10 protein-coding genes are annotated in these 15416 nt (G+C 64.3%); 7 read left to right on the top strand and 3 right to left on the bottom strand.

Features of this window, described 5'->3' with window-relative positions; all coding sequences use genetic code 11:
• The first annotated feature begins 124 nt into the window (after nucleotides 1–124).
• The 4 genes from recC to AB5Y93_RS06440 all read left to right on the top strand — a co-directional run bounded on the left by recC (nucleotide 125) and on the right by AB5Y93_RS06440 (nucleotide 10050).
• On the top strand, nucleotides 125–3481 hold the full coding sequence (recC, locus tag AB5Y93_RS06455) for an exodeoxyribonuclease V subunit gamma (RefSeq protein ID WP_368229016.1): 3357 nt from the start codon (nucleotides 125–127) through the stop codon (nucleotides 3479–3481).
• Nucleotides 3481–7095, top strand: coding sequence for an exodeoxyribonuclease V subunit beta (gene recB / locus AB5Y93_RS06450; RefSeq protein ID WP_368229014.1), 3615 nt, complete (start codon nucleotides 3481–3483; stop codon nucleotides 7093–7095). The genes recC and recB overlap by 1 nt, the downstream gene beginning before the upstream one ends.
• Before the next feature lie 8 nt (nucleotides 7096–7103).
• Nucleotides 7104–9158, top strand: coding sequence for an exodeoxyribonuclease V subunit alpha (gene recD / locus AB5Y93_RS06445; RefSeq protein ID WP_368229013.1), 2055 nt, complete (start codon nucleotides 7104–7106; stop codon nucleotides 9156–9158).
• 184 nt (nucleotides 9159–9342) lie between these two features.
• The gene (locus AB5Y93_RS06440) at nucleotides 9343–10050 is read left to right on the top strand and encodes a hypothetical protein (protein WP_368229011.1); all 708 of its coding nucleotides are present in this window, start codon (nucleotides 9343–9345) and stop codon (nucleotides 10048–10050) included.
• 312 nt (nucleotides 10051–10362) lie between these two features.
• Here AB5Y93_RS06440 and AB5Y93_RS06435 read toward each other — a convergent pair whose 3' ends face one another.
• Nucleotides 10363–10761: a VOC family protein gene (locus AB5Y93_RS06435; protein WP_139736799.1), complete on the bottom strand. Its 399-nt coding sequence runs from the start codon at nucleotides 10759–10761 to the stop codon at nucleotides 10363–10365.
• A gap of 75 nt (nucleotides 10762–10836) precedes the next feature.
• Here AB5Y93_RS06435 and AB5Y93_RS06430 point away from each other — a divergent pair, with 75 nt between their 5' ends.
• The gene (locus AB5Y93_RS06430; protein WP_368229010.1) at nucleotides 10837–11763 is read left to right on the top strand and encodes a helix-turn-helix transcriptional regulator; all 927 of its coding nucleotides are present in this window, start codon (nucleotides 10837–10839) and stop codon (nucleotides 11761–11763) included.
• A gap of 59 nt (nucleotides 11764–11822) precedes the next feature.
• Here the strand turns inward: AB5Y93_RS06430 and AB5Y93_RS06425 are convergent, their stop codons facing one another.
• On the bottom strand, nucleotides 11823–13064 hold the full coding sequence (locus AB5Y93_RS06425) for an ammonium transporter (protein WP_042864817.1): 1242 nt from the start codon (nucleotides 13062–13064) through the stop codon (nucleotides 11823–11825).
• A 25-nt stretch (nucleotides 13065–13089) separates the two neighbouring features.
• The gene (glnK, locus tag AB5Y93_RS06420; protein WP_039040122.1) at nucleotides 13090–13428 is read right to left on the bottom strand and encodes a P-II family nitrogen regulator; all 339 of its coding nucleotides are present in this window, start codon (nucleotides 13426–13428) and stop codon (nucleotides 13090–13092) included.
• Nucleotides 13429–13814: 386 nt separating this feature from the next.
• Between glnK and AB5Y93_RS06415 the strand changes: the two genes are divergently transcribed.
• Complete coding sequence (locus AB5Y93_RS06415) at nucleotides 13815–14816, top strand: sensor domain-containing diguanylate cyclase (protein ID WP_039040121.1); 1002 nt, start codon at nucleotides 13815–13817, stop codon at nucleotides 14814–14816.
• A gap of 130 nt (nucleotides 14817–14946) precedes the next feature.
• Complete coding sequence (locus AB5Y93_RS06410; RefSeq protein ID WP_010675902.1) at nucleotides 14947–15360, top strand: hypothetical protein; 414 nt, start codon at nucleotides 14947–14949, stop codon at nucleotides 15358–15360.
• Nucleotides 15361–15416: the final 56 nt, after the last annotated feature.

The raw sequence follows: 15416 nt of genomic DNA, 5'->3' as shown, positions 1-15416 counted from the left end.
GCCACAAGTGCCTTTTGCATCTTATCCCCCGATCCCCGACAATCCCGATTCGCGTGCCGTGACGGGAATGCCAGAGAATGTCCCCCCGCGCACCCCCTCTTCATGAAATTGGCGGGAGTCGTCCATGTTTACCCTCTACCACTCCAATCAGCTGGATCTGCTCAAGGAGCTGCTGGTGAGCCGCATCCGGCAGGCTCCGCTCTCCCACCCCTTCGATCGGGAGCAGATCCTGGTGCAGAGTCCCGGCATGGCCCAGTGGCTCAAGCTGGAGCTGGCCAAGGCGTTCGGCATCGCCGCCAACATCGACTTTCCCCTGCCCGCGAGTTTCATCTGGGAGATGTTCACCCGGGTGCTGGCGGACGTGCCGCGCCAGAGCCCCTACAACAAGGGGGCCATGAGCTGGCACCTGATGACCATTCTGCCCACCCTGCTCGGCAGACCCGCCTTTGCGCCCCTCGCGGCCTATCTGGGGGGCAGTGACGGGGCGGCGCCGGAGCAGGTGCGGCTCTGGCAGCTCTGCCAGAAGGTGGCGGATCTGTTCGACCAGTATCTGGTCTACCGGCCGGACTGGATCGCCCGCTGGGAAGAGGGGGAAGGATTGAGCCAGGAGCTGGCCGGAGTGAGCGGTCAGGATTGGCAGCCCGAACTCTGGCGCGAGCTGGTGGCCCGCACCCTGGCCCTCAGCCCCAGCGGCTACCACCGCGCCAACCTCTACGAGGCCTTCATCCACGAGCTGGAGCGCACCCGGGATCTGCCGGGCAGGCTGCCGCAACGGGTCTTCGTGTTCGGCATCTCGGCCCTGCCGCCCCGCTACGTGGAGGCCCTGCTGGCCCTCGGCAGCCGCCCCGAGGTGGAGGTACACCTGTTTGTGACCAACCCCTGCCGCTACTACTGGGGGGACTTGCTCGATCGCAAGACCCTGGCCCGCCTCGAAAACAAGCTCAAGCCCGGCACGGATCTCGAGACCCTGCAGGGCCCCGCCAATCCGTTGCTCGCCTCCATGGGCAAGCTGGGGCGCGACTACCTGCACCAGCTGATGGAGCTGGAGGTGCCGCAGATCGAGGCCTTCGTCGACATCGAGGATCGCGACGATGAGGGCAAGGTCACCTTGCTGCGGGCCATCCAGAAAGACGTGCTGGAGCTGGCGGAACGGGGGGCCGGCGAGTTTAGTCTCGATGCCAGCCACCACAAGAGCCCTGTCAGCCTGGATGACGGCACTTTGCAGATCCACGCCTGCCACGGCCCCATGCGGGAGCTCGAGGTGCTGCACGACCGGCTGCTGGCCCTGTTCGAGCAGGATCCCACCCTCACCCCCAAAGACGTGGTGGTGATGATGCCGGACGTCAACAGCTACGGCCCCTACATCCAGGCCGTCTTTGGCAAGGAGGGCGGCAAGGGGCGGGGCGGGGCCCGCGGCCAGATCCCCTTTGCGATCTCCGATCGGGCGGCGAGCCAGGAGAGCCCGCTGCTGCAAAGTTTCCTCGCCTTGCTCAGGCTGCCGAACGCCCGCTTCGGGGCGGGGGAGCTGCTCGCCATCCTGGAGGTGCCCGCCGTGCTGCGCCGCTTCGAGCTGGACGACGACGAGTTCAACGTGCTGCGGCGCTGGGTACAGGAGACCGGCATCCGCTGGGGGCTGGATGACGACTATCCCGAGCGCTTCGCGCTGCCGCGTCTGTCCGGCAACAGTTGGCTGTTCGGCCTGCGGCGCATGCTGCTGGGCTTTGCCATGGGGGACGGGGAGCCGGTAGCGGGGATCCTGCCTTATGCGGACATCGAGGGGCAGCAGGGGCTGATCCTCGGCAAGCTCGCCTGGTTCGTCGACTCCCTGGCGGAGTTTCTGCCCCGGCTGCAACAGGCGCAGCCGCTGGCCGAGTGGCACGCCTGCCTGCTGGCGCTGCTGGAGCGCTTCTACCTCGCCGACGAGGATGAAGAGCGCCAGCTCCAGCTCATTCGCAGCCAGCTCACCGACTGGCAGGCCCAGCTCGGCGAGGCCCGCTTCGAGCAGGCCATCAGTGCCGACCTGTTGCAGGACTACCTCGGCAGCGTGCTGGGGGAGTCCCGCTCCAGCCAGCGCTTCCTCGCCGGTCAGGTCAACTTCTGCACCCTGATGCCGATGCGCTCCATTCCCTTCCGCCAGGTCTGCCTGCTCGGCATGAACGACGGCGTCTACCCGCGCACCCTGCCCCCCATGGGCTTCGATCTGATGGCGGTGGCCTCGCGGCGCGGGGACCGATCCCGCCGGGATGACGACCGCTACCTCTTCCTCGAAGCGCTCCTCAGTGCCCAGCAGGGGCTCTACATCAGCTATCAGGGGTTCAGCGCCCAGGACAACAGCGAGAAGGTGCCCTCCGTGCTGCTGGCGGAGCTCATCGACTACGTGCGCCAGGGCTTCGTGCTGGCGGGGGATGAAGATCTCGACGACGACACCTCGGGCCAGCGGCTGCTCGAACACCTGATCGTGGCGCACCCCCTCACCCCCTACAGCCCGGCCTACTTTTACCCCGAACCCGGCTCCGGTCTCTTCACCTATGCCGCCGACTGGCTGCCGGCCCTGAGCCCGGAGCGGGGGGCCGCCAACTTCCAGAGCGGCGATCTGCCCCTGCCCGCGGAGTGGGGCAGGGAACAGGGGCTGGAGCTGGCGGAGCTGCTGCGCTTCTATCGCCAGCCCGCCAGGTACTTCCTCAACCGCCGCCTCAAGGTGTGGTTCGAGCTGGAGGAGGCGACCATCGAAGACAGCGAGCCCTTCGAGCTGGACGGCCTGCAGCACTATCAGCTCAAGGCGCTGCTGCTGGATGCCCATCTGACCGAAGGGAAGAGCGAGGCCCGTCGCCATCGGCTGCAACTCTCCGGCCTGCTGCCGCAAGGGTGGTTCGGCAGCCTGCTGCTGGAGGAGATCGACGGCGAGATGGGCAAGCTGGCGGCGCGGCTGCGTCCCTGGACGGGGGACAAACAGGCGGTGGAGATCGACATCGCCCTGGCCCAGGGGCAGCTTCAGGGCTGGATAGACACCCAGAAGGGACGAGCGCTGGTGGTCAAACCCGGCAGCTTCAACGGCAAGGATCTGCTGCTGGCCTGGATCCAGCACCTTTGCCTCTCATTGAGCAGCGCCCCCGGCGACACCCTGCTGTTCGATGCCAAACAGAGTCTGCGGCTGCCGAGGCTTGCGGCGGACGAGGCGCGGCCCAGGTTGGCGGCCCTGGTGGCCCTCTGGACCCAGGGGATGAAGCGGCCGCAGCCCTTCTTCCCGAGCACCGCCTGGGAGTGGCTCAGGGCGATCGAGAAGGATCCGGCAAAGCCGGAGGAGGCCGACAAGGCGGCGCTTGCCCGCTTCAACGGCGGCTACATGGTGACGGGAGAGGGGCAGGACGTCTATGTCGCCCGCTGCTTCCCGGAACTCGATGACGAGGTGCTGGCCCAGTTGCAGGGGCTGGCCCGTGAACACCTGACCCCGCTCCATCAGGCGCTGGAGGAGTTGCAATAATGGCTAACCCGCTCAATCCCCTGCGTTTTCCCCTCTATGGCGAGCGGCTGATCGAGGCCTCCGCCGGGACCGGCAAGACCTATACCATCGCGGGCCTCTATCTGCGCCTCTTGCTGGGCCACGGCCCGGTTATCGAACAAGCAGGCGAGGAGGGGGGAGACGCCGGTCAGCCCTGTGCCCACGAGCGGCCCCTGTCGGTGACCGAGATCCTGGTGGTGACCTTTACCGAGGCGGCCACCGCCGAACTGAGGGGGCGGATCCGCGCCCGCATCCACGAGGCGCGCCTCGCCTTTATGCGCGGTCACAGCACGGATACCCTGCTGGCCCAACTGCTGGTGGAGGTGGAGGATCACGATCTGGCGGCCCGTCGCCTGCTGGCCGCCGAGCGGCAGATGGACGAGGCGGCGGTCTTCACCATCCACGGCTTCTGCCAGCGGATGCTCAGGCAGAACGCCTTCGAGTCGGGCGCCCTCTTTGAAACCGAATTTTTGACCGACGACAGCCGGCTCCGGCTGCAGGCGGTGAGTGACTACTGGCGCGCCGAGTTCTATCCGGTGGATCAGCCCCTGGCCCGGGCGGTGCGAAGGCTCTGGCCGAGCCCCGCCGCCCTGCTGCGGGAGATGGGGAGCTGGCTCGACAACGACGAGCTGGAGATCCGCCCGGTGGCGGGGGACGAGACCCTGGCGGCGCGGCACAGCGTCGCCATGGCCCGCATCGGGGCGGTGAAAGCCGGGTGGCTGGCGCAGACGGACGAGATCCGCCGCCAGACCGAGGGGCAGATCAGCCGCTACACCGGCAAGAACTACGAGGGCTGGCTTGCCAAGATTGGCGATTGGGCGCAGGACGAGACCAGCGGCTACGTCCTGCCCAAGGAGCTGGAGCGCTTCGGCCAGCAGGTGCTGGAGGAGAACCTCAAGAAGGGGGGAGTGGTGCCCACCCTGCCGCTCTTTGGCGAGATAGACGCCCTGCTGGCGAGCCGACCCGGCATCCGGGATCTCGTCTTGCAGCGGGCGGCCAGGGTGGTGCGCAGCCGGATGCAGGAGAGCAAGCGCCAGGCCCATCAGCTCTCCTTCGACGATCTGCTGCGGGATCTCGACGGGGCGCTCGGCTCGGGCCTGGGGGAGCGGCTGTGCGAGCGCATCCGCGCCACCTACCGGGTCGCCATGATCGATGAATTCCAGGATACCGACCCCCAGCAGTACCGCATCTTCCATCGCCTTTACGGCGGTCACCAGGACACGGGGCTCCTGATGATCGGCGACCCCAAGCAGGCCATCTACGGCTTTCGTGGCGCGGACATCTTTACCTACATCCAGGCGCGGCGAAATGTGAGCGCCCACTACACCCTGGGGCGCAACTGGCGCTCAAGCCGCGCCCTGGTGGCGGCGGTCAACGGCCTGTTCGAGCGGGCGAAGGATCCCTTCATCTACGAGGCGGACATCCCCTTCCTGCCGGTGGAGGCGCAGGGCAAGAGCCGGGCACTGCTGATCGAGGGGCAGACCGCCCCCGTGCTGCACTGCTGGCAGCTCACCGGTCAGCCCACCTTCAACAAGGGGGAGTACCAGAGCAGGATGGCCCGCGCCACGGCGGCGGAGATCCATCGCCTGCTCACGCTGGCCAGGGAGGGCAAGGCGATGCTCGGCAGCGAGCCGGTCAGGGCCGGGGATATCGCCGTGCTGGTGCGCACCGGCGCCGAGGGCAAGCTGGTGCAGCAGGAGCTGGCGCGCCTTGCCATCGCCTCCGTCTATCTGTCGAACCGCGAGAGCGTGCTGGCCCAGGTGGAGGCGCGGGAGATCCTGCTGATCCTGCACGCCTGCCAGAACCCGAGCGATGAGCGAAGCCTTAGGGCAGCGCTCGCCACCGGCCTGTTCGATCTCGATGCCAGGGCCCTGGACGCGCTGGCCTCGGACGAGCGGGCCTGGGAGAGCGCGGTGCAGGAGTTCATGGGATACCGCGCGGTCTGGCATCGCCACGGGGTGCTGGCCATGCTGCGGGCCCTGATGCACGGGCGCAACCTCGCCGCCTCCCTGCTGGCGAGCCCCTACGGGGAGCGGCGGCTGACCAACTTCCTCCATCTCGGCGAGCTGCTGCAACAGGCGAGCGGCGAGCTGGACGGGGAGTACGCCCTGCTGCGCTGGCTCGGGGAGGCGGTGAGCCAGCCCAACGGCCAGGACGGGGAGCAGATACTTCGCCTGGAATCCGAGCGCAAGCTGGTGCAGATCGTCACCATCCACAAATCCAAGGGGCTGGAGTACCCGCTGGTCTTCCTGCCGTTCATTTGCAGCCACCGCGCCGCCGACACCCCCCTGTTCCACGAAACGGGGGAGGCGGGCAATCGCACCGTGCTCGATCTCACCGGTGCCGAGGCGTCCCTGGCCGAGGCCGACAAGGAGCGCCTCGCCGAAGACTTGCGCCTGCTCTACGTGGCCCTGACCCGGGGGGTCTATGCCACCTGGCTCGGGCTGGCGCCGGTGCGCTCCGGGGCGGGCAAGTCGGAGAAGACCGACCTGCACCGCACCGCCATCGGCTACCTGCTGCAAAAGGGGGAGGAGGGGGACGCCGGGACACTGGCGACCGCCCTCACCGACCTGGCCCAGGCCCTGCCGGGGGTGGCCGTCGGTGAGCCCTCGCTCACCCGCCCGGCCCCGCTGCCCGCCGAAGCGGAGAAACCGGGTGAGCCCAGCGTGCGCGCGTTCCAGGGGCAGCTTGAGCGGGACTGGTGGATCAGCTCCTACTCCGGGCTCGCGGCCCAGGGCAACGGCCACGGCAAGGGGGTGCTGGCCAACCCCGGCTTCGACGACGAGGTGGCCACCGAGGCTGCCGTCACCGTGCAGGAAGAGGAGGCGCCTGCCCCTTCCATCTTCACCTTCCCCAAGGGGGCGCGTCCCGGCACCCTGCTCCACAGCCTGTTCGAGACCATCGACTTCGAGCACGCGGGGGGTGAGTCGCTGGCACAGCACATCGCCGCCCTGCTGGCCCAGGAGGGGTTCGACGAAGGCTGGGCTCCCGTGCTGCAACAGCAGGTGGAGGCGGTGCTGGATACTCCCCTTGAGACCGGCCTTGGGGATCCGGTGCGGCTGCGGGATCTGGCCCCCGAGCGCAAACAGGTGGAGCTGGAGTTCTTCCTGCCCATGGGGCGGGTGACGGCACCGGCGCTGACCGCACTCTGCCAGCAGCATGACCCCCTGTCGCGGGGCGGCAAGCCGCTCGGTTTTGCCACCGTGCAGGGGATGCTCAAGGGCTTTATCGACCTGGTGTTCGAGTGGCAGGGGCGCTGGTATCTGCTCGACTACAAATCGAACCACCTTGGCATGAGCCCCGCCGATTACGGCCGCCCGGCCCTGGAGCGGGCCATGCGCGAGCATCGCTACGATCTGCAATACCAGCTCTATTCGCTGGCCCTGCACCGGCTGCTCGCCTTGCGGCTGCCGGGCTACGATTTCGACCGGCATTTTGGCGGGGTCTTCTATCTCTTCCTGCGCGGCATGCCCCAGGGGGGCATTTTCCATGCCAGGCCCAGCCGGGAACTGGTGCTGGGGCTGGACGAGTTGTTTAGTAAAGGTGTGACGTCTGACGATCATCGTTTAGAAAAATCGAACAAGGCAGAGGCATGAGGGGCGAGATGAAGGGCGAAACCATGATAGAGCGGCTGAAAGCCTTGGCGCTGGCGGGGCGCATCCGCCAGCTTGACCTGCAATTTGCCAGGCTGGTGGCCGACCTTGGCGGCAGCCCCGAGCTGGTGCTGGGGGCCGCGCTCGCCTGCCATGAGCTGGGGCGCGGCCATGTCTGCCTGCCGCTGGCGATGCTTGCTCAGGGCGGTGACGGGCAGGGATCCTCGCGCCCCTTCGGGCTGGATCCGGATCAGAGCCGGGATCTGCTGGCGGATCTCGCGGATCCTGCAAGCTGGCCCGCCCTCTTTGCGGCCAGCCCCCTGGTGGGGAGCGAACAGGAGGAGGGGGAGAGCCCCCGCTGGCCCCTGCGACTCTGGGGGGATCGCCTCTACCTCACCCGCTACCACGACTTTGAGCTGGGGGTGGCCCGCCACCTTAGCGCCTTGAGTGAACGGGCCGAATGGCCGGAGATTGCCCCGGCCCTGTCACGCCTCTTTGCCCGCGACTACGGCTTGGTGTTCGGGGCCCTGCTCAAGGCCCGCCTCGCACCGGATTTCTCCGTCCGCCACTTTGTGGAGAAGTACCTGGATCTGGTCTTCCCCCATGAGGTGGAGTGGCCCGCCGTGGAGACCCTGCTAAAGAGCGCCCAGGCGGCCAGCGAGCTGGAGCGGCTGGATACCCTGGTGCCCGAGGCGCTCTGCTGCAACGGCCAGAAGCTGGCGGCGGCCACGGCGGCGGCGCGCCCCTTCGCGGTCATCTCCGGCGGCCCCGGCACCGGCAAGACCACCACGGTGGCCAAGCTCCTCGCCATCCTGGTGGAGACCGGCCTGCAAGGGGGCAAGGCCCCGACGATCCGGCTGGTGGCCCCCACCGGCAAGGCGGCGGCGCGTCTGACCGAGAGTATCGGCGCTGCCCTGCAGGCCCTGGATCTGCCCCCCGAGTGGGTGGAGGCCATCCCCACCGAGGCGGGCACCCTGCACCGGCTGCTCGGGGTGATCCCCGGGCGCAGCCAGTTCCGCCATCACAGAGGCAACCCGCTGCACCTCGACCTGCTGGTGGTGGACGAGGCCTCCATGGTGGACCTGCCCATGATGGCGCGCCTGCTGGATGCGCTGCCGATCCATGCCCGCCTCATCCTGCTCGGCGACAAGGATCAGCTCGCCTCGGTGGAGGCGGGGGCCGTGCTCGGGGATATCTGCAGCTTTATCGAACAGGGCATCAGCCCCGCGCAGGCACACTGGCTCTCCCGCCAGACCGGCTATCGCCTGCAAGGCACGCCATCGGGGGCCAGCGTGCGCGACAGCCTCTGTTTGCTCTCCAAGAGCTGGCGCTTTGACCAGCATTCGGGCATCGGCCAGTTGGCGCGCGCTTGCAACAGCGGCGACGGGGCGGCGGTGGAGGAGGTCTGGGGCGCAGGATTTGGCGACATCCGCCTGCACCCCTGGGCGGGGGAGGCTTACAACGCCCTGATTGCCGAGGGGGTGGCCGGTTATGGCAGCTACCTCAAGGCGGCCCGGGCCGGCGAGGATCCGGCGGCGGTGTTCAAGGCGTTCAACGGCTTCCAGATCCTCTGCGCCCTGCGGGACGGCCCCTTCGGGGTGACGGGGCTCAACGAGCGGCTCGAACTGGCCCTCGCCAAGGCAGGGCTGATCCAGCGTGACGGCGACTGGTATGCGGGCCGCCCGGTGATGGTGGTGCGCAACGACCACGGGGTCGGCCTCTACAACGGCGACATGGGGCTCTGCCTGCCCGATGACACCGGCCGCCTCAAGGTGTGGTTCGAGCAGCCGGACGGCACCCTGCGGGCTTTGCTGCCCAGCCGGTTGCCCCCCCATGAGACGGTCTACGCCATGACCATCCACAAATCCCAGGGGTCGGAGTTTGCCCACACCGTACTGGTGCTGCCCGACAGCCCCAGCCTCCTGCTGACCCGCGAGCTGGTGTATACCGGCATTACCCGCGCCAAGGTGCGCCTCGATCTCTACGGCGATCGCGCCCTGCTGGCACAGGCGGTGCGGAAAAAGACCGAGCGGTATTCAGGATTGGCGGAGAGGTTGGGGGAGTGATTAATGGTGGCGGTGAAGGGACTTACCGCTGTTGGATGGGGCTCAGGGGGGATCACCCCTTAAAGCTGTGATCTGTGCTTTTTATAATAAAAAGAGTAGATTGGAACCGTAATTCAAACTTGAGGCAAGGTGTGCCAAGGGAAGTTTCCATGGTTCGATTTTTACAAAAACATCAGGAATGAAAATGGAAAAAATAGGCGTAGTGAAAAATCCACTTTCAGTTATTGCTATATTTGCCGGTATTGCTGAAATAAGTGGCACTGCTATCTTGCCATTTATTTCATCTGAGAATCAAAGTACATACATTTGGTTCTTGATGAGCTTTCCATTCGCTTTGATTATATTTTTCTTTGCCACGCTAAATTGGAATCATAAAGCTCTGTATGCTCCGTCAGATTACAATAGTGATGAATCTTTCTTGGAAAGTATACGTGCTTCAGCAGCAGCGAGGCCCGAAGTATCGGCACTGGAGGGAACTATTGAAAATAGTATCGACACTGCGCTTAAATCAGTTCTTTCCGAAAATGAAAGAGACCCTAGTGAGAGATCAAGAGTTGCAGATGCCATCAAGAAATCTATAAAAAATAGCTCATTCATAACAATTGATGCTCGTAGGATAACGGGAAATGAACAGAGCATTTTTGAGTTGCCATTTGTTGCTTTTCCGTCTCTAAATAGCTTAACGGATGAGGTTTACTTCCTTATTGATGAGTTTGTTGAACCTTTTGAATATGGTTATTCCTGGGTGCTTAGAAAGCCTGATAATGAAGAAATAATTAAAAACGCAAGAATGATTACAGGCACGGAAAGAGGAATTCCTTGTCCCGACACGAGAAGTTTGACAGAGGTGGGGATTGAGCCTGGCATGTCTTTACTGGTAACTCGGCCTTGATTTAATGATCTCATATGTTGGGCTTCGCAGGCTCAGCACCAACCTACCGATTTTATTGGTTGTGGCTGAGCGAAGCCCAACGTTTACCGCTAAATCTCTTTTTCCTAGCCCTCATCCCCAACCCTTCTCCTTCTTATTTAATAAACGGGAGAAGGGAGAAAATACGTCGTCCGATTACGCTTCGCTAATCGAACCTACGTGGCTGACTACTTTTACGTCAATTGAATCGCCATGGCTGGCGATTATATCCCCGGTGCCGCTTTATCCCCTCTCCCGTTGGGAGAGGGCAGGGTGAGGGGATCATTCAGGTAATTAGATAGTCAGCTCCAGCCGATTGCCTTCGGGATCGAGGAAGGTGCTCTCGTAATAGCCGTCGCCGGTCCAGCGGGGGCCGTCCAGGTGTTTCACCTCGGCGCCCTTGAGCAGCTTGAGGCGGGCTGTCATCTGGTCCACCGCATCCACGCTGCCGAGGGAGAAGGCGAGATGGGCCAGCCCCTGCAACGGGTGCGGCAGATGGAGATCCGCCGGGAACAGGATGGGGGTGTGCATCAGCTCCAGGCTGGCGCCCCCTTCGAAACGCACGAAGTAAGAGCTGAATTGTTTGCTCGGATTGTGGTAGCGCTCATTGGCCTGCCCGCCAAACAGGGAGCAGTAGAATGCCTTGAGTGCCTCCAGGTCCTGCGCCCAGATGGCGACGTGATGGATATGCATGGCTGGTCTCCTGTGACTCGATGCCCTTGATGCTATGCTGGGGCCTGTCCCTTCGACATGGCTGAGCCCGTCCTGATGATGTCTGAAACTGCCAATCTTGAAGTCATTGACGTCTCCCTCGACTGCCGCGAGCAGATCTGTTGCGACAGCCTGCTGCCGGCCCTCGCACAGGAGCAGGTGTGGCTGGCGGGCTATTCCCGTCTCAAGACCCGTTATCGCATTTCCCGCCGCTTTGCCGATGTGCACTGTTTTCTGCTGACTCTGGGGGGCGAGGGAGAGGTGCTGATCGGCGATCGTTTCGAGCGGTTGCAGGTCGGGGAGTGGGCCCTGATCCCGGCCGGGGAGCCGCTCTGCTATCAGCTTAGTGAGCAGCTTAGTGAACAGTTGAGTGAGCAGGTGAACGAGCCATTGGATCAGTCGTTGAACGAGACGGGCGAGTGGGAGCTGGTGTGGCTGCTGTTGCACAAGGATTCCCCCTGGGATGCCTTCGCCAGCCACCCCCGGCTCGGCTGTACCTCCCAGCAGGCCACCGTGCTGCGCACGATCGAGAACCTCTATGCGGAGCAGGAGCGCCATCAGGACCCGCTGCTCAGCGCGCTGCTGGTGGAGCAGCTCGGTTTCTACCTGCGCCGTCTGTTGCAAAAGGGAGAGGGACAGAGCCGCGGCGAGCGGCTGGCGCTGCGCCTCGAATTACTGCTCAAAGAGGCGCTGACCGAGCCTTGGGACATAGCCCGCATGGCCGGCGCCCTGCACTTCTCCGAGCGTCAGCTCCATCGACTCTGTCAGCAGCATTTCGCGCTGGCGCCCATGGCGCTGCTGCAACGGTTGCGGTTGCAGCGGGCGGCGCTCTTGCTGGCGAGCCGGGCCGATCCGGTGAAGCAGTTGGCCGAGCAGTGCGGCTTCAAGAACGAATACCACTTCTCCACCGCCTTCAAGCGCCAGCATGGGCTGGCGCCCAGTCACTATCGCCGGTTGCATCACCCCGCCTTCAAGGGGCGCTGAGGGCGCCCAAAAAAACGGGGCCCGGGGTTTCCCCCGGGCCCCGCAAGCAGATGGCGTGCTTAGATGCTGGATTTGACGCTGACGAACTCGGGGTAGGCATCGATGCCGCACTCGTGGACATCCACACCCATCATCTCTTCCTCTTCGCTGACCCGCAGGCCCATGGTGGCCTTGAGCAGGCTCCAGACCACGAGGGAGACGACAAAGACCCAGCCGAAGATGGTGGCAGCACCCAGCAACTGGGCACCGAAGGTGGCGCTCGTGTTGGAGAAGGGCACCACCATCAGGCCGAACAGGCCGCAGACGCCGTGTACCGAGATGGCACCGACCGGATCATCGATCTTCAGGCGATCGAAGGCGACGATGGCGTAGACCACCAGGGCACCGGCCAGGGCGCCGATCAGGCTGGCGAACAGCGGGCTGGGGGAGGCCGGATCGGCGGTGATGGCGACCAGACCGCCGAGGGCGCCGTTGAGGATCATGGTGAGATCCGCCTTGCCCCAGGTGAGCTTGCTGACCAGCAGGGCGCCGACCACACCGGCGGCCGCGGCGGCGTTGGTGTTGACGAACACGGTGCCGATGGCGGTGGCGTCAGCGGCGCTGGAGAGCGCCAGTTGGGAGCCACCGTTGAAGCCGAACCAGCCCATCCAGAGGATCAGGGTGCCCAGGGTCGCGAGCGGCAGGTTGGAGCCGGGGATGGGGTAGATCTCCCCTTGCTTGCCATATTTGCCGCGACGGGGGCCGAGCAGCAGCACGGCGGCCAGGGCAGCGGCAGCGCCCGCCATGTGGACGATGCCGGAGCCTGCGAAGTCGGAGAAGCCCGCCTCTTTCAGGAAGCCGCCGCCCCAGCTCCAGTAGCCTTCCACGGGGTAGATGAAGCCGGTCATCACCACGCAGAACAGCAGGAAGGACCAGAGCTTCATCCGTTCTGCCACCGCACCTGAGATGATGGAGGTGGCGGTGGCGACGAACACCACCTGGAAGAAGAAGTCGGAGTGCAGGGAGTGGCCCGCGTCGTCCGCCTGGCTGCCCATCAGGCTGCCAAAGCTCGGCAGCCAGCCGCCGGCGCTGTTGTCCACGTACATGATGTTGTAGCCGACCAGCAGGAACATGATGCAGGCGATGGCATAGAGCAGGATGTTCTTGGTCAGGATCTCGGTGGTGTTCTTGGCGCGGACCAGGCCGGCTTCGAGCATGGCGAACCCGGCGGCCATCCACATGACCAGCACGCCGGAGATCAGCAGGTAGAAGGTGTCGAGTGCATAGCGCAGCTCGCTGACGGATGTGATCAACTCTTCCATGTCGTATTCCTCAGTTCCAGTCGTATCAAAGGGCGTCTGCGTCGGTCTCGCCGGTGCGGATGCGCACGGCGGCCTGCAGGTCATAAACGAAGATCTTGCCGTCACCTATCTTGCCGGTGTGGGCGGCCTTGCTGATGGCTTCGATGATCTGCTCGACGTTGTCGGCCAGGGTGGCGATCTCCAGCTTTACCTTGGGCAGGAAATCCACCTGGTATTCGGCACCCCGGTACAGCTCGGTGTGCCCCTTCTGGCGGCCAAACCCCTTGACCTCGGAAACCGTCAGCCCCTCGACGCCGAGGCTGGCGATGGCTTCGCGCACGTCGTCGAGTTTGAACGGCTTGATGATGGCGGTGATTAATTTCATGCAATATCCCCAATCCTTGTGGTTCACCCAGATAAAGGCAAATATTGCGCCAGAAAAGTATTTTTCTTTTTATTCATGCACTTATTTATTAATCGCAACCCTGGTCAGCGAGGCTTGCCCAATATGGGCAGGGCTGCGCCAAAGGTGTGCACCGCCGTGGTGCAATCTGGCCGGCAGAAGAACGGAAGGGAGCGTGACGGCGCGCAAGACTCGAAAGTGTGCGGACTGCTACTGTTGTTCAACAAGAGGGCAACCTGGCCGATAACCCGTCATAACGGGGTGTCGAGGCCAGTCGCCCCCTTGAAGGCTCGACCGGCAGGCCCGGTTTTCCCGCCAGGTCAACAAGCGGATCCGTGGTGCCGAGTAGCAGAACAAGGAAGGTTTTCATGCTGCATGACAATGAGATGACAAGGCTACCGGCCCTCGACGAGGCCGTGATGAGCGGCATGCTGGAGGTCGTGAGCGACGGTCTCTGGGACTGGAATGCCAACACCGGCTATGTCCATCGCTATCCCGGTTGGTATCAGATGCTGGGGTATGAGCCCCACTCCCTCGACAACACTGTCTTCACCTGGGAGAACCTGATCCACCCGGACGATCTGGCGCAGGTCATGGAGAGCTTCGATGCCTGCCTGAGCGGGCGGGCGGCGGACTACCGGGCCGAATACCGCTGCCGTTGCCGTAACGGTGACTACCTCTGGGTGGCGGATTGTGGCCGCATCGTCGCACGCAACCCGGACGGCAGTGTCGCCAGGATGGTGGGGGCACACCGCAACATCCACGCCCAGCGGGAACTCTACGCCAGGCTGGAGCTGCAAAACCGCACCCTGGAGCAGCAGGTGGCGCAGCGTACCGCCGAACTGGAGCGGCTCAACCAGGCATTGCAGTTCCAGGTGGAGGAGAACCGCCGCCTGGCGGAGACGGATTCCCTGACCGGCGCGGCCAGCCGCTATCGGCTGGAGCAGGCGGTGCGGCTGGAGCATGAGCGCGCCAAGCGCTTCAAGGAGCCCTTTGCCGTGATCGCCATGGACGTGGACGACTTCAAGCAGATCAACGATCGCCATGGCCACGGGGTGGGGGACCAGACCCTGATCGATATCGTGCAGCTGACCCGGGGCTGCATCCGCGAGATCGATCTGCTGGCCCGCTGGGGGGGTGACGAGTTCATGCTGGTGCTTCCCAATACCCGGTTGCCCGACGCCCGGGTGGTGGCCGAAAAGCTGAGGCAGCGCCTGAGCCATGCCAGGGTCAAGGGGATCGAGCCCGTGACCTTGAGTTTCGGGTTGGTGGAGTCCGACCCCGACGAGCAGGTGTCCCACCTGATGGCACGGGTCGACAGAGCGCTCTACCGGGCCAAGCTGGCGGGCAAGGACCAGCTCAGCGGCTGACAAGGGCACTGGTCGGAGCCGCTACGGGGCTTTTCCCCCCCGAATACGGCTTGACCAAGGGATTTTCTTGACTCCAATTCATCCCGCTGGTTTCATGCGCGCTCTTTTCATTCTTGCGAGATGTATCTTCATGAAAAAGTCCTTGCTGATTGCCCTGACCGCCCTGCCTCTGGTTGCCCACGCCGGCCTGATGGATTCCCTGACCGACACAGTGACCAGCAGCGTCACCAGCACCGCCAAAGAGATGGCTGGCAACGCCATGGACACCGCTTCCAACGAAGCGATCAAGAAGGCCCTGGACATCAAGGAAGGCGGCTCCAACAAGCAGGCCATCAAGGACAAGCTGGGCGCCCCGGCCAGCACCAAGACCGACGCCGGTCTGGAAGTGTGGACCTATGACCTGGACGCTCTGAACAAGGCCTCCCCGCTGCTGGCCGAGACCACCAAGTCCCTGCTGAAAGACTCCGAAGTGGCCCAGAAGAACGTGGTCATCAAGTTCGAAGGCGAGACCGTGAAGACCCTGAACCTGGCCAACAAGGCCTGAGTCCTGACAAAGTGAATGAAAAAGGGGCCCGCGGGCCCCTTTTTGCTGCCTGGTGT

This window comes from Aeromonas sp. R10-1, assembly GCF_040908465.1.
Lineage (GTDB): Bacteria > Pseudomonadota > Gammaproteobacteria > Enterobacterales > Aeromonadaceae > Aeromonas > Aeromonas caviae.
Note: the sequence above shows the minus strand (reverse complement) of the source record. Positions and strands in the feature narration are given on the sequence as shown.

Excerpts from the sequence above, each read along its gene's own strand:
- recC (WP_368229016.1), top strand. The coding sequence starts at position 125 with ATGTTTACCCTCTACCACTCCAATCAGCTGGATCTGCTCAAGGAGCTG.
- recB (WP_368229014.1), top strand. The coding sequence starts at position 3,481 with ATGGCTAACCCGCTCAATCCCCTGCGTTTTCCCCTCTATGGCGAGCGG.
- recD (WP_368229013.1), top strand. The coding sequence starts at position 7,104 with ATGAAGGGCGAAACCATGATAGAGCGGCTGAAAGCCTTGGCGCTGGCG.
- AB5Y93_RS06440 (WP_368229011.1), top strand. The coding sequence starts at position 9,343 with ATGGAAAAAATAGGCGTAGTGAAAAATCCACTTTCAGTTATTGCTATA.
- AB5Y93_RS06435 (WP_139736799.1), bottom strand. The coding sequence starts at position 10,761 with ATGCATATCCATCACGTCGCCATCTGGGCGCAGGACCTGGAGGCACTC.
- AB5Y93_RS06430 (WP_368229010.1), top strand. The coding sequence starts at position 10,837 with ATGATGTCTGAAACTGCCAATCTTGAAGTCATTGACGTCTCCCTCGAC.
- AB5Y93_RS06425 (WP_042864817.1), bottom strand. The coding sequence starts at position 13,064 with ATGGAAGAGTTGATCACATCCGTCAGCGAGCTGCGCTATGCACTCGAC.
- glnK (WP_039040122.1), bottom strand. The coding sequence starts at position 13,428 with ATGAAATTAATCACCGCCATCATCAAGCCGTTCAAACTCGACGACGTG.
- AB5Y93_RS06415 (WP_039040121.1), top strand. The coding sequence starts at position 13,815 with ATGCTGCATGACAATGAGATGACAAGGCTACCGGCCCTCGACGAGGCC.
- AB5Y93_RS06410 (WP_010675902.1), top strand. The coding sequence starts at position 14,947 with ATGAAAAAGTCCTTGCTGATTGCCCTGACCGCCCTGCCTCTGGTTGCC.